Genomic DNA, 21,895 nt, shown 5'->3' on the forward strand with positions numbered 1-21,895 from the left:
GAGGATGCCGCAGCATCCTCTTTTTTATACGTTGAAGCGTGAGACAAGCTCCTGCAACTCTTCCGCCATATCCGCGAGCGCCTTCGCGGACTGTGCGATTTCTTCCATCGAACCGAGTTGGTCCTCGGTCGTCGCCGCCACTTGTTTCGAGGCGACCGAGTTCTCGTCGGCGATATGGGCGATCTGTGTCGCCGCAGCCGATACTTCCTCGACGTTCGCCGCGATCTCTTCAACCGTCGCCGTCACGTCCTCGATGCGCGGCGTCATCGCTTGCGTTTGCGTCATGATTTTCTGGAAACGCTTGGCCGTGTTCTCCGTCGTCTCGAGCCCAGCTTTCGTATGGGCCGACACTTCTTTCATCAACTGGACCGAACGTTCCGTCTCTTGTTTGATATTATCAATCAACTCGGAAATCTGTTTCGTCGACTGTTGTGACTGTTCGGCAAGCTTTCTGACCTCGCTCGCAACGACGGCGAAGCCTTTCCCGTTCTCGCCGGCCCGTGCCGCTTCAATCGCGGCGTTCAAGGCGAGCAAGTTTGTCTGGGTCGCGATGCCGTTGATGACATCGACGATATTGCCAATCTCGTTCGACCGTTCGGCGAGCGAGTGAATGACTTTGCCGAACGTCTCGACCGACGAGTCGATCGCTTGCATCTGGACCACGTTCTCTGTGACGGCAGTCGTCCCGTCCTCAGCCTCGAGCGCGGTCTCGCGCGACAGCTCGGACACATCCGTCGAGCTCTCGGCGATGCGCATGATGCCGCCCGTGATCGCTTGGAGCGAGACGGCGTTATCATCAAGTTGACGTTTCGAATCATCCGCACCGGCGGCCATCTGTTGGACCGCTCCAGCGATTTGTTCCGAGGAGGCCGTGTTCTGAGCCGAGTTGGCCATCAATTCCTGCGACGAGGCGGCGACTTGTCCGATCGATTGATCAAGACTTTGAATGATAGCGCGCAGAGAACGCGTCATCTCATTGAAACTCGCGGCGACACGCCCGACTTCGTCATTCGATTCGACGACGATGTCTTCGGTCAAATCTCCGGCTTGAATTCGTTCAGCCCCGACGGTCAAACGATTCAATGGACGTAAAATCGAACGTAAGATGACGTAGAGCAGGCCAGCTGCCAAGACGAGCATCAATCCGATCACCCCGACTGTCGTCCATAAGATTCCAGACGTCTCATCTGTGATTTCCTCATCGTAGAGCGTCCCGGCAATCTTCCACCCCGTCAACTCGTTTGTCATGAAGTCCATCTGTTTGCCTTCATTCTCAAACTCATAAGCAAAGCGGCCCGCTTCTCCCGAATAGAGCGGTTCAATCCACTCGCCTTCTGCCTTCTCTCCGGCTGCCAGCGTCGGATGGGTGACGAACTGTTGCAACGCATCAAGAATCGTCACGTAGCCTTCTTTCCCGATTTGAATGCTCGCCGCGACGGCTGCGATATCGTCGACCTCGACGTCAACCGCGATGACACCGCGACCGTCCGTCCCTGTCTGAGACAGCGTGACCATCATCTTGTTCGAGGCCGCATCGACGTACGGGTCCGTCACAACGACGTTCCCACCGGCCGCTTCGGCCGCCTCATACCAGGGACGAGTCCGCGGGTCGTAATCATCCGGTAACTCTTGTGCCGGATAAATCGTCATCTCCCCTCCCGTCGAGGCGTAGTAGATATTCGTCACGTTCGGATGCGTCTCCAAATACTCAAGAAACTTCTCTTCCAAATCAAGGTTCTCTGCCCCCGACTCATAGAGGGACGAATCAATTCGTCCGGCAAAGAACGCAACATCACGTTGGATTGGTTCAATCAAGTTGGTGATTTCATCATTCATCCGCTCCACCCCCGCGTGGGCCGACTGCATGATTTGTTCGGTGATCTTTTGTTTCGCCTGATTGTAGGCGACAAATCCAATCAATAAAGAAGGGATCAATAATAGCACCAACGACATCGTAATCAATTTTTGTTTAATGGTGATCGTACGGTCGTACTTTCGTCTCATAAAACATCTCCCATTCCCGAGAAAACTCGTTATGTTAACCTTTGTATCGGACAGTTGGAAGAGGATGTTGACACCCTAGACAAAAAAACATCACCTTTTTCTATTTTTCGTTACTGAAACCCTTTTCATACACAAAAAGACCGTCTGCTTGCACGAGGCAAACAAACGGACTCAGTCGTTGGTCAAATAGCGGGCCAGATTGTCGAGTGTGGAGCGAAGTCCGACATCATGATCTTGTTTCCGGATGCCCGGCGGCACGTTCTCACAAACGATTGTGACGCGTGTCCCTCCATCGAGCGCCTCCAAATACCACGTCTGAATCATCTCACCAGCAAAGGCCGGGTCTGCTGACTCGAATGTACCCACCTGCACAATCTTGAGACCGGGGACGAGGTCCAAAAAGCGTCCGTTCGACACATCGGTCCGGTCCGTCGTTTTGCCGGAGATGAGATCGGCTTCTTCATACGTGAGGACGAGCTGATACGTGCCGCCGACCCATGGCTCGAACACGGTCGCACGAGCCGACATCCCTTTCGGTGGAAGCCACTCGACGAGCTCATCAGAGTTGAGAAATGCATGATAGATCCGTTCTGGAGTTGCCTCAATCCATGCCACGGCTGTATCGATGCGTCGATTCATATCGGATCACTCCTTTAGCGCGTGCTACAGTACAGTCAGTCGTGCGGAACTTCCTTTTAAATTTCTTCTTAAATTTCTTCGCCAAATCAACTCTCAAGATACATATCCATGCGCAACAATTCGTCTCGAAGCGGGGATAAATCTATTACCGAATGGACGCCCATCATATAGTCGTATCCAAAGAACACTTTGAACCTATACTCTTCGTCTGACTCATTCACTTTAGACTCTAACTCAGCGTAAAGCGCATTCCTTAACATGAGTCGAAGCATGTTCGGGATTTGGTCTCGTGACAGTGCCTTCCCTGGCCTCACTTTTTTACGAAGATCTCTCATCCGGATTGGATAAAGCGCATTGAACGCGCTTTTCGAAGAGGGGCGATACGCATAATCACGTCGTTCAAGATAGGAGACAGTCAATGTCTTCACTCCTAAATAACTCATGATTCGCTCAATCGCTTCAACGTAATTCGATTCCACGCGGAGATATTCCTCCAACATGAAGACGACACCGTCAAACGTTCGGAGGATGTCCGTGATTTCCGTCCACTCGTCAATTTTTCCTCTCGTTTCAGGATGATATTTGGTTATGCTATAGATGTTCACATAGTCACCTAGCCTGTTCCTTTGTTTTGTGTGTAGTCTAAAAAAAGGACACGACAGTAGAGTCGTGTCCGATTATGCGCCGACAATCGCGTCGTGATTCCCTTTTGTCCATCCGTAGGCGACTTCACGGAGGGCAAGTTCCCCGAACAAGCGCTCTTTCGCATCGATGACTTGCCCGTCACGTTGCTCATAGAACGTGCGGTAAGGGTTCAATTCGAGCGCCCAAATGATGAGCCCGTGATTCGACATCGCTTGAATCGCTCGCTCCAGCAATAGCGAACCAATCCCGTTACGCTGATGGTCCTCTAGAATGTAAATTGCATAAATCTCATTCGGATGGTCCGGATATTCGCCCGTCCGTTCTTCCCCGTAAAGAACGAACCCGACGATTTCCTCTTCGACGATGGCGACAAACCCTTCGACTTCTCGTTTCGCGAGGGCGCTGCGGACCTTTTCAGACCACTCGATCGCGTTCGAACCGAGCTTCAAGAGAAAGTCGGCCGGCACAATTCCTCGATAGGTTGTGCGCCATCCGTTCACCCTCACCCGCGCAATCCCGTAAGCGTCTTTTGGCTCGGCTTTCCGTATGAGCATCCGTACCCCCTCCTTAGCGTAAGTTTTACAAGTATTTTACCACAAATCACCCAATCGAAATCAGACTTCTTCCAGATTTGACTGACAATCATTTGACAAAAAACGACCGTAGGAAATCCTACGGTCGTACTGGTCAAGCGACGTTACGCGTTGTTGTAGCTTGCGTCTCCGTCAATGGTTTTTTCAAGAATGAGAGGAGGAGTGCTCCAATCAAGGCTCCGGCGAGAATCGCGAGGGCGTAAAGTCCCATGCTCATGACGACGTTTCCAGCTCCTTCAAGGAGTGGGAAGACGAAGATCCCACCGTGCGGCGCTGGCAATTGGATAGCGAAGAAGGCTGACAACCCACCTGCAATCGCAGATCCGAGAATCGCTGACGGTAATACCCGAATCGGGTCGGCCGCTGCAAACGGGATGGCTGCTTCCGTGATGAACGAGGCACCCATGATGTATGCTGTCTTCCCGGCTTCACGTTCTTGTTTCGAGAACTTTTGACGAGCGAACACTGTCGATGCGAGTGCGACGAGAAGCGGTGGTACCATCCCACCGGCCATGACGGCTGCCATGACTTCTTGGTTACCGGCAGTGAGTGCTGCTGTACCGAAGACGTAGGCTGTCTTGTTAATCGGACCGCCCATATCGACGGCCATCATTCCACCGACGATAACACCAAGCAAGATGGCGTTCGCGCCACTCATACCGTTAAGTGTCTCCATCAACCAAGACATGAGTGCGGCGATTGGTTCGTTGACGACGAGAAGCATGATCATCCCAGAGATAAATGAACCGAGTAACGGGTACAACAGGACCGGCTTGATTCCTTCAAGTGTGGCTGGCAATTTCGCGAGCGCTTTCTTCAAGAAGAGGACGACATAACCAGCGAGGAAACCGGCGATGAGTCCACCGAGGAATCCGGCGTTCCCTTGACTGGCGAGTGCTCCGGCGACGAGACCTGGTGCGAGACCTGGACGGTCGGCGATTGACATCGCGATGAAACCAGCAAGAATCGGGACGAGGAATCCGAACGCTGCGCCACCAATCGTCATAAGTTGGGCGGCGAATTCGTTGTACGACGGGTCATCCGGGTTGGCGGAGTTGATGCCCCAGAAGAAGCTGAGGGCGATCAAGAGACCACCAGCCACGACGAGAGGAAGCATTGCAGATACCCCGCTCATCAAGTGCTTGTAGATACCGGTCCGCTGTTCTTTTTGCTGACCTGATTTACCAGTCGCTTGGTAGACAGGTCCGTCTTGTTTCACGGCCCGGTTGATCAACTCTTCCGGCTTCCGGATGCCTTGGGCGACCGGGACTTCGATGACATGTTTGCCAGCAAAACGATCCATTTCGACGGCTTTGTCGGCTGCGACGATGATGGCAGTCGCTTTCGCGATATCAGCTGCTGTCAATTCGTTTTTGACGCCAGTCGATCCGTTCGTCTCGACTTTGATGTCGACGCCCATCGCGTCTGCTTTTTGCTTCAAGCTGTCGGCGGCCATGTACGTGTGGGCGATACCTGTTGGACACGCCGTGACGGCAAGGATGTAAGGAGCATCAGCTTGAACCGGTTTCGAAGCGACAGGAGCCGCCTCGGCTGCTTCTTTTTCTTCGATGGCCCGGATGACGTCATCTTCTGACGTGGCCGCATAGAGACGTTCTTGGAAAGCTGGGTCCATAAGGAAGACGGATAATTTCGAAAGTGTTTCCAAGTGTTCGTTATTGGCGTGTTCTCCGGCTGCGATCATGAAGAACAAGCGGCTGTCTTGGCCGTCGAGTGCCTCGTAATCAATGCCTTCCGAGCGTCCGAAAGCGATGGCCGGTTGTTTGACGGCTTTCGTCTTCGCGTGCGGGATGGCAATCCCTTCACCGAGTCCAGTCGTGCTTTGTGCCTCACGTGCGAGAATGGCGTCGCGATAGCCGTTGCGGTCCGATAGTTTGCCGGCGCGGTCGAGCACGTCGACGAGTTCTTCGATGACTTCGGCTTTCGAACGGCTGCGGAGATTCAGTTGAATCGTGTCTTTTTTAAGAAGATCCGTGATGTTCATGTTGTTTCCTCCAATCGAGATAGTGGGGTGACGCTGACTTCGCCGACCAAGCGGTCCACGTCTTGTTTTGTGCACAGCCCGAACGTATATGCAGACGCGCTGCCGGTCGTGACCGCATAGCGGAACGCCTCGGTTGCGTCGTGGTCTAGAATGTTGGCGACGAATCCGGCGACGAGTGAATCGCCTGCGCCGACCGAGTTGACAAGTTTACCGCTCGGTGTATTCGCCGTATAAGCGCCTGAAGCGTTGACGAGCATGGCACCATCACCGGCGAACGAGACGATCACGTTTTGAGCACCGCGTTCGACCAACTGCTCCGCGTATGGGAGCGCCTGTTCAAACGTCTCGATGTCTGTATCGAACAGTTCACCGAGTTCATGGTGGTTCGGTTTGATCATAAGCGGTTTGAGTGCGAGCACTTCGAGCATCGCTTCCTTCGTCGTATCGACGACGAAGGAAGCACCGTTCGCGCGGACCGTCTCAGCGAGCGTCCGGTAGAGCGTATCCGGCAGATTGCCCGGGATGCTTCCAGCGAGCACGACGATGTCGCCCGGTTGGACGTGATCGAATTGACGCGTCAACTGTTCAAGTTCCGTGCCCGAGATGACGGGACCACTTGCGTTCAATTCCGTTTCTTCTTGCGCCCGGATCTTGACGTTGATCCGCGTTTGTCCGTCGACTTCGACGAAATCGGTTTGGACGCCTTTGTCCGTCAACGCCTTCTTGATGAAGTCTCCAGTCGTACCGCCGACGAATCCTAACGCGACCGTGTCGACATCGTATTCGCGTAAGACGAACGCGACGTTGATTCCTTTTCCGCCGGCACGCTGTGTCGTCTCTTGAATTCGGTTGACTTCTCCGAGGACGACTTCAGGGAGAGTGACGTAGTAATCGATTGAGGGATTGAGGGTTAATGTGTAAATCATTGGGCGTTCACCACCTTTGTGATTGATTGGATCGAGCTGATGTATGGCGTGTCACCAAATGTGACGAGTGTGGCTGCATCGAGTGATGCCACACGGCTGAACGAACGTTTCCCGAATTTTGAATCGTCCGCCAAAATATACGCCTCACGGGCCAAGTCGATCGCTGTCTTTTTGACGAGTGCCTCTTCCGGGTCCGGGGTCGTGTACCCGGCTTCTAAGTCTACGCCGTTAATTCCGAGAAATGCGAGGTCGACTCGATAGTTCATCATGCTCTCGCGAGCATTATAACCGACGAGCGCTTGTGTCGAACGTTTCAACTCGCCGCCGATCACGAACGTTTTAATATCGAGGTCGAACAAGTCGTTGGCGATCGGTAAACTGTTTGTCACGACGATGACGTCTTTTCCGTTTAAGAAAGGAACCATCGCTTGCGTCGTCGTCCCGGCATCGAGATAGACGGACATCCCGTCTTCGATGAATGTCGCGGCCTTCCGTGCGATCGCGACTTTTTCATCGACGTGTTGATCTCGTTTCTCCTCGAACGTCGGCTCTTCTTCGTAGCGGGCCACGAGCGTTGCACCGCCATGAACCCGTTCGAGATAACCTTCGGCTTCAAGGTCGGTCAAATCCCGGCGAATCGTCGACTCCGACGATGCCGTCAACTCGACCAATTCTTTCAATTTGACGATCTTTTGCTCCGACAGACGTTGCAAAATCAGTTGATGTCGTTGTTTCGTTAACATCGTATTCCCTCCGTAGCTCTAATATAAAGCGTTTTCATTTAAAAAACAATCATAAACATTCAAAAACATTCATCTTTTTTTACGTTGTCACAATTATAACATAAAAAACGGTCACTTAGTGACCGTTTTTGGTGGTTCGTTATCGTTTCATCAACCAATCGTTCAATCGGCGGATGAGTTCGGGGTGTAGCGGCGCCTCAATGGCGTCCCGATATTCCTTATGGAGCGTGAGGAGCGAGTGCGGGCTCGTCCGCTCGACGAGCAAGTGGTTCATGTCGTGGATGATGTGGCTGTCGACGTCCCCTTTGGTCCGAATCGAGTGGACATGTTCCGGTGGGACTTGGACGTCGCGATCACCGGTGAGAGCGAGCACGGGAACACGCACATGTTCGAGCCGTTCGCGGACGTCGTACGAGGCATGCTCGCGAATCCATTTGGCGTTCACGACTTGGCCGCGGTACTTGAAGGCGGCGACGTTCGTCCGCAGCGACCGTTCGAGCAAATCGTCTTGGCGCTGGCGAATCTTCTTCGGGACGCCGGTCAATCGATAGAACACGCCCTTGAGTCCTTTCACCGAACCGACTTCAGTTGCGAGTGCGTCGGCTTGCAGCAAGAACATCTTCTTCGAGGAATCGTTGAATCCGGCGAGAAGGATCAGCCCGGCCGCATTCGTCTCGAGCTGAACAGCCGGGGCGATGACGGCCCCTTCGCTGTGACCGAGCACATACATATCCCCTGCGTCCGGCTCCTGTTTGATGGCGTTGACGACGGTGATCGCATCTGTCACCAAATCGTGCAGCCCGACTTTATTGAAATCACCGTCCGATGCACCGATGCCTTGTTTGTCATAGCGGTAGACGTTGACACCCATCTCAAAGAGCGCCTCGGCCAGCTTTTTATATGTGCCGAATTGGGATGGTCCCAAATTGCCGTCCCGGTCGCTCGGCCCGCTCCCGCTGAGCAGGACGACCGTCTTTCGGGGCTCGCCGTGGGTCATCCACGTACCGGCCAGTTGTCCATAATTCGTTGTCACATTCAGTTGTCGTTCCATCGTATCGCCTCCCCTTTCATCATACCGAAGTAATGGATCCGTTTCGAGTAAAAGAATAGACCGCCCCATATGTGACGGTCTTACTTCTTATTGGAGAGTTAACCACTCGCTGAGCCATTTAACGTGATCACGCATCGCCTCGTCAGAAAGACGACTGATTGTGTCTTTATCTGTATAAACGTCGTTATGGGCTGTGACAGAATCATTGACGGAGATGACTGGGAACCCGGCTTGCTTGTACTCATCTAAGATTGATACGCCTAGACTCTTCACTTCGACAGGGCCAAAACCAATCCCCTCCATAAACGGATATGTCGTCATCCCACTTGTTTTGAAGAATCGATTCGTCTCCCCTGTACCAAGTATATCAAGTAACATGATGACACGCGGCGTCGTACCTCGATCTTGAAGCATCTGCAAATAGTGCGTACTTGATTCGTATCCATCCCCAGTTCCATTCAAGAAAACGTAGCGGACCGTTGCATCCGTCTCTACGTCATCCATCGCTTGAAGCGTATGGTAGAGCACGGATGCACCACCTAACCCAGTGAGAGCGTGATCGCCATACCAGCTTCCCTCAAGTCGGGCCATGACAATCACTTCTTTGTCAGTCGTGCCAGGTTGCGTAAACTCTACGTAAGGAATTTCGTCTGTGAACGGCTCAATCGCAACCGTTTGACCGTCTTGGAAAGACTCGGCTGTTATTCGGTCGACCCCGGCCCCATTCAAGCGAAGTGCAGCTGAAACGTAAGCGAATCCATATTCTTCCGGAGCATACGGGTGTGGCGTAATGAGATAACCTGCCGCATTCGCTTCGGCTAATTTTGTAAGATAGCGATTCGCTGCCTCGTCATTAAGGACTTCTCCGTAATAATCGATTTCATACGCATCTTCCATTGCTTCATAAGATACGTCGGTCGTCGGTAGGACGATGACTCTTCCAGCCACATCAGGTATCGGGGCATCCCATTCCAAATGAAGCAGTTCCCCTTCAATTGTCTCTTCAAATGGAATTGTCGCGTACCCATCGTAAAATTCATCATCAATCGTTATAGTCGGCCAATTCGTGTTGAGCGGAGCGTAATGAATTTCACGTTTCATATCGACTGAAGTCTCGTCAGAAACACCGATACCTAACGACTCGAACAGTTCGACATTTTCATGGCTTTCTGCGACCCGATCGTATGAAGCAAAATATTCAGCCGTCTCATAAGGACTTGTTGCCGAGGCCGGATTGAAATAAAGAAAAATAGTAAATAGTGCCGACAGTAGGCTGTACATAATGGTCATCTACGTATCTCCATAAAAAAAACTCACCAATAAATGGTTGTATTATCCTATTATATTAAGTGATCTGACAATTGTATATTTATTTTTCAAGAAAAAACGGCCTCCCTCTTAGGAGGGAAACCGTTTAGATATTGTAAGACTTATACGCCTTCGTAAGCAGCGTACATGATTTCTTTCAATTCTTCGACGAGCGGCATTTTCGGGTTAGCCGTCGTACATTGGTCTTCGAACGCGTCGACTGCCATCTTGTCGATTTTCGCGTCGAGGTCCGCTTTCTTGATGCCTTGGGCTTTGAACGAGAGCTTGATGTTCAAGCGCTGACCGAGCTCGATGATCGCTTGGATGAGCGACTCGACGCCTTCTTCCGTCGTGCTGGCTGGAAGTCCGAGGTAGCGCGCGATTTCAGCGTAACGCTCGTCGGCGATGAATGACTCATATTTCGGGAACGCCGCGAGTTTCGATGGGCGTGTCGCGTTATAGCGGATGACGTGCGGCATAAGGATCGCGTTCGTCCGTCCGTGTGGGACATGGAACTCGCCACCGATTTTGTGTGCGATCGAGTGGTTGATACCGAGGAACGCGTTCGCGAACGCCATACCAGCCATTGTCGATGCGTTGTGGACTTTCTGACGCGCTTCGGCGTCACTGCCGTTCTCATACGCTTTCGGGAGGTAATCGAAGATCATCTTCATCGAACGAAGCGCGAGTCCATCCGTATAGTCGTTTGCCATGACCGAAACGTACGCTTCGATGGCGTGTGTCAACACGTCCATACCTGTATCAGCCGTGATTGAAGCTGGGACCGTCATGACGAACTCAGGGTCGACGATGGCGACGTCCGGTGTGATCGCATAGTCAGCGATCGGGTATTTGACGTTGCGTTTCTTATCCGTGATGACCGTGAACGGTGTCACTTCAGAACCCGTACCTGATGTTGTCGGGATGGCGACGAACATCGACTTGTTGCCGAGTGTCGGGAACTTGTACGTCCGCTTGCGGATATCCATGAATTTTTGGCGAAGGTTCGAGAACTTCTCTTCTGGGCGTTCGTAGAAGAGCCACATGCCTTTCGCGGCATCCATCGGTGATCCACCACCGAGTGCGATAATCATGTCTGGTTGGAAGTGACGCATCGCTTCGGCACCACGCATGACCGTCTCGACCGATGGGTCTGGCTCGACTTGGTCGAAGATGCGGTACTCGACACCAGCCGGCAAGTTTTTGACGACTTTATCGGCAAATCCGAGTTTGACCATCATTTCATCTGTAACGATCATCGCCCGTTTTTTCGATGTGAGCGATTGAAGGTATTGGACCGAGTTTTTCTCAAAGTAAATCTTTTCAGGGACTTTAAACCATTGCATATTCACGCGACGTCTCGCCACCTTTTTCACGTTGAGTAGATGTTTCGCCGTCACGTTCTCAGAGACGGAGTTTTTACCGTACGACCCACAACCGAGTGTGAGTGATGGTGTCATTTCGTTATAGAGGTCACCGATCCCGCCGTGTGCCGTTGGCGAGTTGACGATGATGCGGCAAGCTTTCATCCGGAGTCCGAATGCGAGGATGGCGTCGTCGTCTGTCGAGTGGATGGCTGCCGTATGACCGAGACCACCGATTTCGAGCATCTTCTCAGCGATCGCGAAACCTTCTTCACGCGATTGGACTTTATAGGCTCCTAGTACTGGGCTAAGTTTCTCGTGTGAGAGCAATTCTGTCGCGCCGACCGTCTCGAGTTCGGCAATCAAGATTTTCGTGTCGGCCGGAACGCTAAGTCCAGCTTTCTCGGCGATCCAGGCTGCAGGCTTCCCGACGATTTCAGGGTTTACCGCACAAGAGTCTGTTTTAATGACGAGTGTCTCGAGTTTTGCTTTCTCTTCTGGTGAGCAGAAGTAGCAACCGAGGGCCGTCATTTCCGCTTTCACTTCTTCATACACTTCTTGGTCGACGATGATCGCTTGTTCAGATGCACAGATCATGCCGTTATCGAACGTTTTCGACAAGATGACGTCCGAGATGGCACGTTTCACTTTTGCTGTCTTGTCGATATAGGCTGGAACGTTACCAGGACCGACACCGAGGGCTGGTTTACCAGTCGAATAGGCTGATTTGACCATCGCCGCACCGCCTGTTGCGAGGACCATGGCGACTCCTGGGTGGTTCATAAGTGCTTTCGTCGCGTCGAGTGACGGTTTTTCAACCCATTGGATCAAATGTTCCGGTGCGCCGGCTTCGATGGCTGCGTCACGAAGGATGCGTGCCGCTTCACTTGAACACTGTTGTGCCGACGGGTGGAAGCCGAAGATGATCGGGTTACGCGTTTTGATGGCGATGATTGCTTTGAACATCGTCGTTGATGTCGGGTTCGTGACCGGTGTGACCCCGGCGACGACACCGACTGGTTCCGCGATGTACGTGATGCCGTTTTGCTCATCGTCTTCGATGACGCCGACCGTCTTCTCACCACGGAGTGAGTTATAAATATATTCTGTCGCAAAGATGTTTTTGATCATCTTATCTTCAAACACACCGCGACCAGTTTCTTCATATGCATGTTTCGCGAGTGCGACGTGTTGTTCGAGACCGGCTAGCGCCATCGCCTGAACGATCGCATCGATTTTCTCTTGATCAAACGTCATTAACGTGTCGAGCGCTGTATGTGCTCGTGTGACGAGCGTGTCGACCATCTGTTCTGCTGATGTTTCCACTACTGCTTTCTCTTTAACTGCCATGTTGGGTTCCTCCTCATGAATGAGAGCTTATACTGCTGACTTGATGGAGAGCACGGGGCGATCAGTGGTTTGATAAGAGTTTGTGCTTTCCTTCACATTCATAGAATACAACGTTTCCAACAATTTGTGCGTGACAACAATGTGAACTCTTTCACAATATTTTTTTGAAGAATGAGGATAGGTCTTGCTTTTTGATAGGACGCTCAGTAAAATCGTATGCGTTTTCATGAAAAGATGAAGTCTAACAAATGTAAACGCTTACATATATTGTGACGCCTGTTTGTCTGATGTGCTGTGCAATTTGTCACGCAACAAGGATTGGTCGTCCACCCCGCCCTCGGTCGTGTATAATGAAGAAAGAACCTAATTAGGAAGTGACATGACTATGCCGAGACAAGACGCAGCCGATCAGTTCGTAAAACTGATCCCATTAATCCGCAGGAAGTTGTTACGCCGTTCCGACCTCCCGCAAATCCCAAACTTGAACTTTTCCCACTTTCATCTCCTCATGTTGATTGAGGATGAAGGCGCCGTGACGAACGGACACATCAGCGAGACGCTATCGATCGCCCCGCCAAACGTGACGCCGCTCATCACGAAGCTCGTCGATGAGGGCTACATCACCCGCGTGCCGGACGAGCGTGACCGCCGTGTCATCTGGAACCAATTGACCGACAAAGGTGAGCTCGTTCTTCGCGAGCGTCGCGACTCGTTTCGACGCTTGTTCGAGGACCGCCTCGCTTTTTTAGACGAGGAAGAGACGGATCGATTGATTGACAGCCTGAAGACGTTGACGGAGATCGTCGAGAAAATGGATAAGAGCGAGGGATGATTTTTACTCGTCAACATCCACGTCTTCTTATATAATCGAGGATGAATCAATCGAACAATGGAAAGAGAGATGACATGTAATGGGTCGTAAATGGAACAACATTAAAGAGAAAAAGGCGTCAAAAGACGCCAATACGAGTCGCATTTATGCGAAGTTCGGCCGTGAAATCTACGTAGCCGCCCGCCAAGGGGAACCAGATCCAGAATCAAACCAAGCGCTCAAATTCGTCGTTGAACGGGCGAAGACGTACAACGTCCCACGCGCCATCATCGACCGCGCCATCGACAAGGCGAAAGGCGGCGACGAAGAGAACTTCGATGAGCTCCGCTATGAAGGGTTTGGACCGAACGGCTCGATGCTCATCGTCGACACGCTCACGAACAACGTCAACCGGACGGCGTCTGAAGTCCGCGCCGCTTTCGGTAAAAACGGCGGCAACATGGGTGTCAGCGGATCGGTCGCTTACATGTTTGACGCGACGGCCGTCATCGGTGTCAGCGGCATGTCTGCTGACGACGTACTCGAACTCATGATGGAGCACGATCTTGACGTTCGCGATGTCATCGAAGAAGATGAGACGATTATCGTTTATGCGGAACCAGAAGCGTTCCATGCCGTCCAGACTGCTTTCAAAGCTGCAGGCATCGAGACGTTTGAAGTCGCCGAGTTGACGATGTTGCCACAAAACGAGATCGCCCTCGACGACGAGTCGAAAGAACAGTTCGAAAAACTGCTCGACGTCCTCGAAGATCTTGAAGACGTGCGCCAGGTGTACCATAACGTTGAATGATCATGAACGAGCGATAACTTTTCGGAGTTATCGCTTTTTTTGAACAATCGATTTGACAACCCGAAAAACGTATGTTAAATTTCAAAAGTCTTTATCATATTAAAGTGATAACAAGAGAAAGAGTTTTGAAAGAAAGGTGTTGTAATTGATGAATGCTGTCTTATTAGCTGTTATCGTATTATTCGCTCTTGCGATCAGTCGAGTTCACATCGTCTTATCGCTCATCCTTGCCGCGGTCGTCGGTGGTCTGGTCGGAGGTCTCGGGTTTAATGAGACGTTGACCGCCTTCAGCGACGGTCTTGGCGGAGGGGCTACCATCGCCCTCAGTTACGCGTTGCTCGGCGCATTTGCCGTCGGTCTATCAAAAACAGGGCTCCCAGACGTCCTGGCTGAAAAGTTAATCAGCATGTCAGGCCGCGACGTCACAGGCAAAAGTGTGACTCGGGTCAAGGCATTGTTGCTATCGTTCCTCTTATTACTAGCAATCAGTTCGCAGAACGCATTACCGATTCACATCGCGTTCATCCCGATCGTCATCCCGCCGCTCCTCGTGCTCTTTAACGAGTTGAAGCTCGACCGCCGGCTCGTGGCGACGATCCTCACGTTCGGTCTCGTCACGCCGTATATGTTACTTCCGGTCGGATTCGGCGGCATTTACTTGAATGAGATTTTGCTACCAAACGTGGAAACGAACGGCATGGCCGTCGGTGATGTCAATATTGTCAGCATCATGGCCATCCCAGCCCTCGGGATGCTCGTCGGTCTCGTCACCGCCTTCTTCCACTACCGGAAGCCGCGGACGTACGATACGATTCAACTCGGGCCTACTGATTACGAGATTCGGACGTTGAGCCCGCTCAAAATCTGGCTCACAGCTGCCGTCGTCCTCGTCGTGCTCGTCGTTCAACTTCAGACCGAATCGATGATCGCATCGGCCGTCTCAGGACTCATTCTGTTGACGCTGCTTCGCCTCATCCCTTGGTCAGAGGCAGACGACATCTTCACGAGCGGGATGCGCATGATGGCTTTCATCGGCTTCGTCATGATTGCAGCGAGCGGTTTTGCCGCCGTCATCCGCGCGACCGGTGCCATCGATCCGCTCGTCAGTGGCGCAAGCGGCATCATGGGCGACTCACAATTTGTCGCCGCGCTCGTCATGCTCCTCGTCGGACTCGTGATCACGTTAGGAATCGGTTCGAGTTTCTCGACGATTCCAATCATCGCGGCCATCTTCGTCCCGCTTTGCATCCAATACGGTTTCTCGGTCGAGGCGACAATCGCCATCATCGGGACGGCCGGTGCACTCGGTGATGCTGGTAGCCCGGCAAGTGACTCGACACTCGGACCGACGAGTGGCTTGAACGCCGACGGTCAACACGACCACTTGCGTGAGACGGTGTGGCCGACGTTCCTCCACTACAACATTCCGCTCATCGTCTTCGGCTTGATCGCCGCCATGGTGTTGTAATCACTTCCGATTGCGCCGAGCGTAAATCGTGCCGAGCAAGACGAGCACGAGTAAAAACCAAACCCCGGTGTACATGAGGATTTCGATAATCATTTCTGACTCCTCCTAAATGTCCATGTAAAAAGGAGCGACGAATTCGTCGCTCCTTTTTATGATGAAGTTTTTAGCTCTTGTTGACAAGTGTTCAAGTATCCGTCGACGGTATCCGCGACCTCGCGACCTTCTCGGATTGCCCAAACAATCAAACTTTGTCCCCGTCTCGCATCCCCTGCAACAAACACACCCTCGACGTTCGACGTATAGTCATGGTTCGCCTCGATGCCGACTTTCCGGAGCTCTCGCTCCGGGCGTTCGAACCCAATGGCGACAAGGACGAGATCGGCTGGATACGTCTCGATCGACCCGTCGACGACGAAGAACGTCGCCTGTCCGTCGGGTTTGACGATTTTCTCCATCCGTTCCGTCTCAATCCCGACGACACGGTCTCCATCTTTGATAACCCGGTTCGACCGAATCAAATACGTGCGCGGGTCGTGGTCGAAATGTTCAATCGCTTCCGCATAAGCGTAATCAGTCGACAATGTGTCCGGTTGAAGCGGCCATGGCCGCTCCGGCGCCCGGAACATGCCTTTCTCCGGGTGTTTCCCGAACTGCGTCACCGACTTGGCGCCTTGACGGATCGCCGTCGCCACGCAGTCCGCTCCCGTGTCTCCGCCACCGATGACGATGACGTCTTTCCCGTTCGCGTCGTATCGAGCGTTGAGCGATTTCCCGCCGAGCACCCGCGTCGATTCGGTCAAATAATCCATCGCCGGCTCGACGCCTGTGGCATCATCCCCATCGATGCCGAGCGTCCGTTGTTTTTGAGCCCCTGTCGCGAGAATGACGGCATCGTACGTGTGACGGAGTGACTCAATCGTCACATCGGTCCCGACGTTGACGCCCGTCTTGAAGCGAATCCCTTCTGCCTCGAGTAGCCGTACGCGACGACGGACGACGTCCTTCTCCAGCTTCATGTTCGGGATGCCATAGAACAACAGGCCGCCCGCCTCATCCGCTTTCTCATAAATTGTGACCGCATGACCGAGCTGGTTCAATTGATCGGCCGCCGCGAGTCCGGCCGGCCCGCTGCCGATGATGGCAACACGGTGTCCGGTCCGTTTCTTGACATGACGTGGCTTGACCCAACCTTCCTCGAACGCGCGGTCGATGATCGTCCGTTCGATCGATTTGATCGCGACCGGATCCTCGCTGATGCCGAGCGTACACGACCCTTCACACGGGGCCGGACAGACACGCCCCGTAAACTCTGGGAAGTTGTTCGTCTCCATCAATCGTTCGTAGGCCCGATACCAATCTTGATCCGAGACGAGCTTATTCCATTCGGGAATCAAGTTGTGGATTGGACAGCCGATCGTCTCTTGACCGATCATGTCCCCGACGTGACAGAACGGGGTGCCGCAATCCATACAACGCTCGGCTTGTTTGACGATCGGTCCGTCTTCCATCCGTGAAGCGTATTCACTGTAATCATGAATCCGTTCGAGGACGGAACGTTCTGGCAATGTCTCCCGTGGGATATCGATAAATTTATGTCTCATGCTCCCCCTCCTTCAGTCACGACGCGGAATAGTTCGAGGGCGCGGTCGGCGTCACTCAATTCCGGACGCGTCGCCTCGATGTGACGCATGACGTCAAGTACGTTCGCATAATCACGCGGTACGACTTTGACGAAGCGTTTTCGTTCTTGCTCAAACGCCTCAAGTACGGCTCTCGCTTTCACACTGTCCGTATGGAACTGGTGCATCTCGAGCAACGCGTAAATCTGTTCGGCATCTTCATCGGTCAACTCTCGATCAATCGAGACGAGCTCTTCGTTGACAAGTTGTTCGTACGCCTGGTCCCCGTAAAGATAGGCGACTCCGCCCGACATCCCGGCCCCAAAGTTACGACCGACCGTACCGAGGACGACGACCGTCCCACCAGTCATGTACTCACAGCCGTGATCGCCGACGCCTTCTGTCACAGCGACCGCACCCGAGTTACGGACGGCAAATCGTTCTCCGACATGACCGTTGAAGAACGCCATCCCAGACGTCGCGCCGTAGAGACAGACGTTCCCAGCGATGACTTGTTCGCTCTCTTCAAACGGGGCATGTTTCTCGGCGATGACGGCGAGTTTTCCACCACTCAAGCCTTTCCCGACGTAATCGTTCGCGTCACCGATGACCGAGATCGTGATCCCGCTCGGCAGGAACGCCCCTAAACTTTGGCCGGCCGATCCGCTGAGGCGAAGTGAAATCGTATCCTCGGCGAGACCGACGTTGCCATGCACTTTCGTCACTTCATGCCCGAGCATCGTCCCGACGGCGCGGTCCGTGTTGCGGACGCGGCCGACGAAGAACGTCGGTTGAAGCGACTTGATCGAGCGTGATACGGCCGGGATCAATTTTCGGTGGTCATACGACTGATAGGCCGGATGCGGCAGCTCTTCTTTTTCCGGCAACGCTGTCGGAATCGATAGCATCGGTGCCAAATCAAGTGTTCTCGCTTTCGGATGTTCTTGTTTCCAGACGCTTTCCTCTAACAAGTCGGTCCGGCCGATGACGTCACGGAGCGATTTCGCACCGAGCGAGGCTAAAATCTCTCGCACGTCTTCGGCGAGAAACGTCATCAAGTTGACGACGTGTTCGGGTTTGCCCATGAACTTTGCGCGCAAGGCCGGGTCTTGTGTGGCGACACCGACCGGACACGTGTCGAGGTGACACGCCCGCATCATGATACAACCGAGCACGACGAGCGGCGCCGTCGCGAACGCGTATTCTTCGGCGCCGAAGATGGCGGCGAGGACGATATCACGCCCGGTCATGAGCTTACCGTCGGTCTCGAGCGTGACGCGGCCCCGGAGTCCGTTCAACGCGAGCGTCTGATGCGTCTCGAGCAGACCGAGCTCCCACGGGAGTCCCGTATGCTTGATTGATGTCCGTGGTGACGCCCCGGTTCCTCCGTCATAGCCACTGATGACAATCGTGTCGGCGTTCGCTTTGGCGACACCGGCCGCGATCGTCCCGACGCCTGACTTCGAGACGAGTTTGACGCTGATTTTCGCGTTCGGGTTGACGTGCTTCAAGTCGAAGATCAGTTGCGCCAAATCTTCAATCGAATAGATGTCGTGGTGCGGCGGTGGCGAGATGAGTCCGACACCTGGGACCGAGCCGCGCACTTCGGCGACCCATGGATATACTTTGTTCCCTGGCAATTGTCCACCCTCACCCGGCTTCGCACCTTGCGCCATCTTGATTTGAATCTCATCGGCGTGATACAAATATTCGGCCGTCACACCGAAACGACCACTTGCGACTTGTTTGATGCGACTGACGCGTTCACTGCCGTCCTCATCAGGGGTGAACCGATTCCGGTCCTCCCCGCCTTCTCCTGAGTTGCTCTTGCCGCCGATTTGGTTCATGGCGATGGCGAGCGTCTCGTGCGCCTCTTTCGACAAGGATCCGAACGACATTGCTCCCGTCTTGAAGCGGCTGACGATCGAAGTGACCGACTCGACTTCATCAATCGAAATCGCATCTTGTTGTTTGAACGCGAACAATTGACGTAAGAATTGGCCTGACGACTCGTGGAGTTTGACGTAAGCGTCATAATACCGGCGCTCGTTCTCGCGGCAGGCACGCTGGAGCAAATGAATCGTCTTCGGGTTAAAGGCGTGCTCTTCCCCATCAGCGCGCCACTGGAAATCGGCTCCGGCCTCGAGCGGTCGTTCCCGCTCGTAGGCAGCTTCATGCTGGCGGCGCGACTCTTCTTCGAGTTCAGTGAAACCGACACCGGACAACTGTGATGTCGTCCCGCGGAAATGGCGTTCGATCAAGGCACGGTCAATCCCGACCGCCTCAAAGATTTGGGCCCCACGGTAACTTTGTACGGTCGAGATCCCCATCTTCGACATGATCTTGACGATGCCATCGACCGATGCCGTCTGATAGCGGCGAACGGCTTCTGTGAACGAGTATGGCAGTTGACCGTCCTCGACCGCCTCGGCAATCGTTGCATAGGCGAGATACGGATAGACGGCGTCTGCGCCGTATCCAATCAAGGCGGCCGCTTGGTGCACTTCACGCACTTCGCCACTCTCAGCGACGAGACTGCACGACGCGCGAAGATTGACACGAATCAAATGTTGATGGACGGCGCTCAAGACGAGGAGCGACGGCATCGCCAGCAGGTTTTCGTTCATGCTTCGGTCTGACAAGATGATGACTTCAGCCCCATCGCGGACGAGCCCTTCGACACGTTCGAACAACGTCTCAAGAGCAGCCTCGAGGTCGTGTTCGTATGTCGTCTCGACCCGTTCGACGCGAAGCGTCTCGTTCACTTGCTCGACTGCGGCCGCATCAAGGAACGGATGTTTGAGCCAGACGCGACGCGCATGACCACGACCGGTGTGGACCGGGTTTGCGAGTGGTCCGAGCCACGTGAACGTGGCCGTGACGATTTTCTCACGCAATGCATCGATTGGCGGGTTCGTGACTTGAGCGAAGTGCTGTTTGAAGTAATGGAACAATGAGCGTGGCCGTTCAGACAAGACCGCGACCGGTTGGTCATGACCCATCGAACCAATCGGGTCTTTCTTCTCAAGGATGAGTGGGACGAGATATTGTTCGATATCTTCTTTCGTGTAACCGAACGCCCGCTGTTTCCGGTGCAGGTCGGCGACGAACGGCTCTTCGACCGGAGACTCTTCAAGCTTAGTCATCTGTTTCAACCATTTACCGTACGGCTCGGCTCGCGCGATGGTCTGTTTGATTTCCGCGTCAGGGATGAGGCGTTTTGACTCTAAGTCGATCAATAGGAGCTGGCCTGGACGAAGTCGCTGTTTCGACTTCACGTTCTCGGCTTGTACGGGAATGACGCCGCTCTCAGACGACAAGATGAGTTCGCCATCAAGCGTCTCGATATAACGCATCGGTCGCAGTCCGTTCCGATCCAAGATGGCGCCGATTTGACGGCCGTCCGTGAAGACGACACCAGTCGGTCCATCCCAAGGCTCCATGATCGATGAATGATATTGGTAGAAGTCTTTTTTGAACGGATCTATTTTCACTTCTGCGAACGGCTCAGGGATGAGCATCATCGCCGTATGAGCGATGGAACGTCCGGTCCGTGTGAAGAACTCGAAGGCGTTATCGAGCATCGACGAATCGCTGCCCGTCTCTTGAAGGACTGGGAACAGCTGATTCACGTCCTCGAACAAATCGGTCGATGTCACGCCTTCGCGCGCTCGCATCGCGTCGATATTGCCGCGGAGTGTGTTAATTTCTCCGTTGTGCACAATCATGCGGTTCGGATGGGCCCGCTCCCATGATGGGAACGTGTTCGTCGAGAAGCGAGAATGGACGATACCGAACGTGCTCTTATAGGCCGGCGCCTGCAAATCGAGATAAAACCGCTCAATCTGTTCAGGCGTCAGCATCCCTTTATAGACGATCGTCTTCGTCGATAAACTCGGCATGTATAGATTCAAGTCTTCGGTCTTCTCAATCGTCCGTCTGAGTTGGTAGAGTGTCCGCTCGTTCGAGTCGTAGTCTGCGAATGGGCAAGAAACGAACCATTGATAAATCGTCGGCTGTGTCACCCGGGCGTGTTCCCCAATGGCCAGTCTATCGACCGGGACCTCACGCCAGGCGATGGTTGCGAAATCGAATTCGTCGGCAATCGCTTCCATCTGCCGTTGCTTTTCTTGCAGCCGTGATTCGTCAGGTTGGAAAAAGACCATCCCGACCGCGTAGCGACCTGGTGTCGGCAAATTCATCGTCTCGAGGAACAGTTCGTGCGGTAGCTCGGTCATGATCCCCGCGCCGTCTCCGGCATCGATGACGCCTTGCCCGCCCCGGTGTTCCAGCTTACAGAGCATCGATAATGATTTACTGACAATGTCGTGTTTCTTCTCTCCGTTTAGGTTGACATATAGCCCAATGCCACATGCGTCTTTTTCGAATCGTGAATCGTACAAGCCTGTTCGCTTCATCGAATCAACCCCTCTCTCTCGATCTTGTTTCGTAAATTTTATTTTGTTCTAAATATTCTGATAAATCAAGGGGCTTGTATACCATTCTGCATAATTCACGTCCACCACCATGTAGATGTAAGCGGATTCATTAGCGTTATCAA

Annotated in this window: 15 protein-coding genes; 3 read left to right on the plus strand and 12 right to left on the minus strand. The window is 53.3% G+C overall.

Translation table 11 applies throughout. From position 1 onward, the window contains the following. Positions 1 to 24 precede the first annotated feature (24 nt). From KNP75_RS07430 to adhE, 10 genes are all read right to left on the minus strand, one after another. A complete protein-coding gene (locus tag KNP75_RS07430; protein ID WP_215190139.1) occupies positions 25 to 2,004 on the minus strand; it encodes a methyl-accepting chemotaxis protein in 1,980 nt (659 codons plus the stop codon). A 171-nt stretch (positions 2,005 to 2,175) separates the two neighbouring features. Then, positions 2,176 to 2,643: an SRPBCC domain-containing protein gene (locus KNP75_RS07435; RefSeq protein WP_034777469.1), complete on the minus strand. Its 468-nt coding sequence runs from the start codon at positions 2,641 to 2,643 to the stop codon at positions 2,176 to 2,178. An 86-nt stretch (positions 2,644 to 2,729) separates the two neighbouring features. Further along, entirely contained in the window at positions 2,730 to 3,122 is a 393-nt protein-coding gene (locus KNP75_RS07440; protein WP_161787531.1) for a hypothetical protein, read from the minus strand. A gap of 198 nt (positions 3,123 to 3,320) precedes the next feature. Further along, on the minus strand, positions 3,321 to 3,842 hold the full coding sequence (locus tag KNP75_RS07445) for a GNAT family N-acetyltransferase (RefSeq protein WP_034777467.1): 522 nt from the start codon (positions 3,840 to 3,842) through the stop codon (positions 3,321 to 3,323). 133 nt (positions 3,843 to 3,975) lie between these two features. Further along, entirely contained in the window at positions 3,976 to 5,883 is a 1,908-nt protein-coding gene (locus KNP75_RS07450; RefSeq protein ID WP_034777466.1) for a PTS fructose transporter subunit IIABC, read from the minus strand. Then, positions 5,880 to 6,809, minus strand: coding sequence for a 1-phosphofructokinase (gene pfkB, locus KNP75_RS07455; RefSeq protein WP_215190140.1), 930 nt, complete (start codon positions 6,807 to 6,809; stop codon positions 5,880 to 5,882). The genes KNP75_RS07450 and pfkB overlap by 4 nt, the downstream gene beginning before the upstream one ends. Beyond that, positions 6,806 to 7,552, minus strand: coding sequence for a DeoR/GlpR family DNA-binding transcription regulator (locus KNP75_RS07460; RefSeq protein ID WP_034777464.1), 747 nt, complete (start codon positions 7,550 to 7,552; stop codon positions 6,806 to 6,808). The genes pfkB and KNP75_RS07460 overlap by 4 nt, the downstream gene beginning before the upstream one ends. Before the next feature lie 139 nt (positions 7,553 to 7,691). Then, entirely contained in the window at positions 7,692 to 8,603 is a 912-nt protein-coding gene (locus KNP75_RS07465; RefSeq protein ID WP_214752866.1) for an alpha/beta hydrolase, read from the minus strand. Between the two features lie 87 nt (positions 8,604 to 8,690). Next, complete coding sequence (locus KNP75_RS07470; protein WP_215190141.1) at positions 8,691 to 9,893, minus strand: zinc-binding metallopeptidase family protein; 1,203 nt, start codon at positions 9,891 to 9,893, stop codon at positions 8,691 to 8,693. Positions 9,894 to 10,033: 140 nt separating this feature from the next. Then, positions 10,034 to 12,625: a bifunctional acetaldehyde-CoA/alcohol dehydrogenase gene (gene adhE / locus KNP75_RS07475; protein WP_214752864.1), complete on the minus strand. Its 2,592-nt coding sequence runs from the start codon at positions 12,623 to 12,625 to the stop codon at positions 10,034 to 10,036. A gap of 385 nt (positions 12,626 to 13,010) precedes the next feature. Between adhE and KNP75_RS07480 the strand changes: the two genes are divergently transcribed. The 3 genes from KNP75_RS07480 (at position 13,011) to KNP75_RS07490 (ending at position 15,715) form a co-directional block, all read left to right on the plus strand. Further along, positions 13,011 to 13,457, plus strand: coding sequence for a MarR family winged helix-turn-helix transcriptional regulator (locus tag KNP75_RS07480; RefSeq protein WP_034777458.1), 447 nt, complete (start codon positions 13,011 to 13,013; stop codon positions 13,455 to 13,457). Between the two features lie 79 nt (positions 13,458 to 13,536). Continuing rightward, positions 13,537 to 14,247 (plus strand): YebC/PmpR family DNA-binding transcriptional regulator, encoded by a 711-nt coding sequence (locus tag KNP75_RS07485; RefSeq protein WP_034777456.1) that lies wholly within the window; start codon positions 13,537 to 13,539, stop codon positions 14,245 to 14,247. 148 nt (positions 14,248 to 14,395) lie between these two features. Then, on the plus strand, positions 14,396 to 15,715 hold the full coding sequence (locus tag KNP75_RS07490; RefSeq protein ID WP_214752860.1) for a Na+/H+ antiporter family protein: 1,320 nt from the start codon (positions 14,396 to 14,398) through the stop codon (positions 15,713 to 15,715). A gap of 149 nt (positions 15,716 to 15,864) precedes the next feature. On the opposite strand, the gene KNP75_RS07495 is transcribed toward KNP75_RS07490, so the two are convergent. After that, a complete protein-coding gene (locus tag KNP75_RS07495) occupies positions 15,865 to 17,316 on the minus strand; it encodes a glutamate synthase subunit beta (RefSeq protein ID WP_034777453.1) in 1,452 nt (483 codons plus the stop codon). Continuing rightward, on the minus strand, positions 17,313 to 21,752 hold the full coding sequence (gene gltB, locus KNP75_RS07500; protein WP_215190142.1) for a glutamate synthase large subunit: 4,440 nt from the start codon (positions 21,750 to 21,752) through the stop codon (positions 17,313 to 17,315). Before gltB ends, KNP75_RS07495 begins: the two co-directional genes overlap by 4 nt. Positions 21,753 to 21,895: the final 143 nt, after the last annotated feature.

The sequence above is a fragment of the Exiguobacterium sp. s6 genome (genome assembly GCF_018618155.1).
GTDB classification, from domain to species: Bacteria; Bacillota; Bacilli; order Exiguobacteriales; family Exiguobacteriaceae; genus Exiguobacterium; species Exiguobacterium mexicanum_A.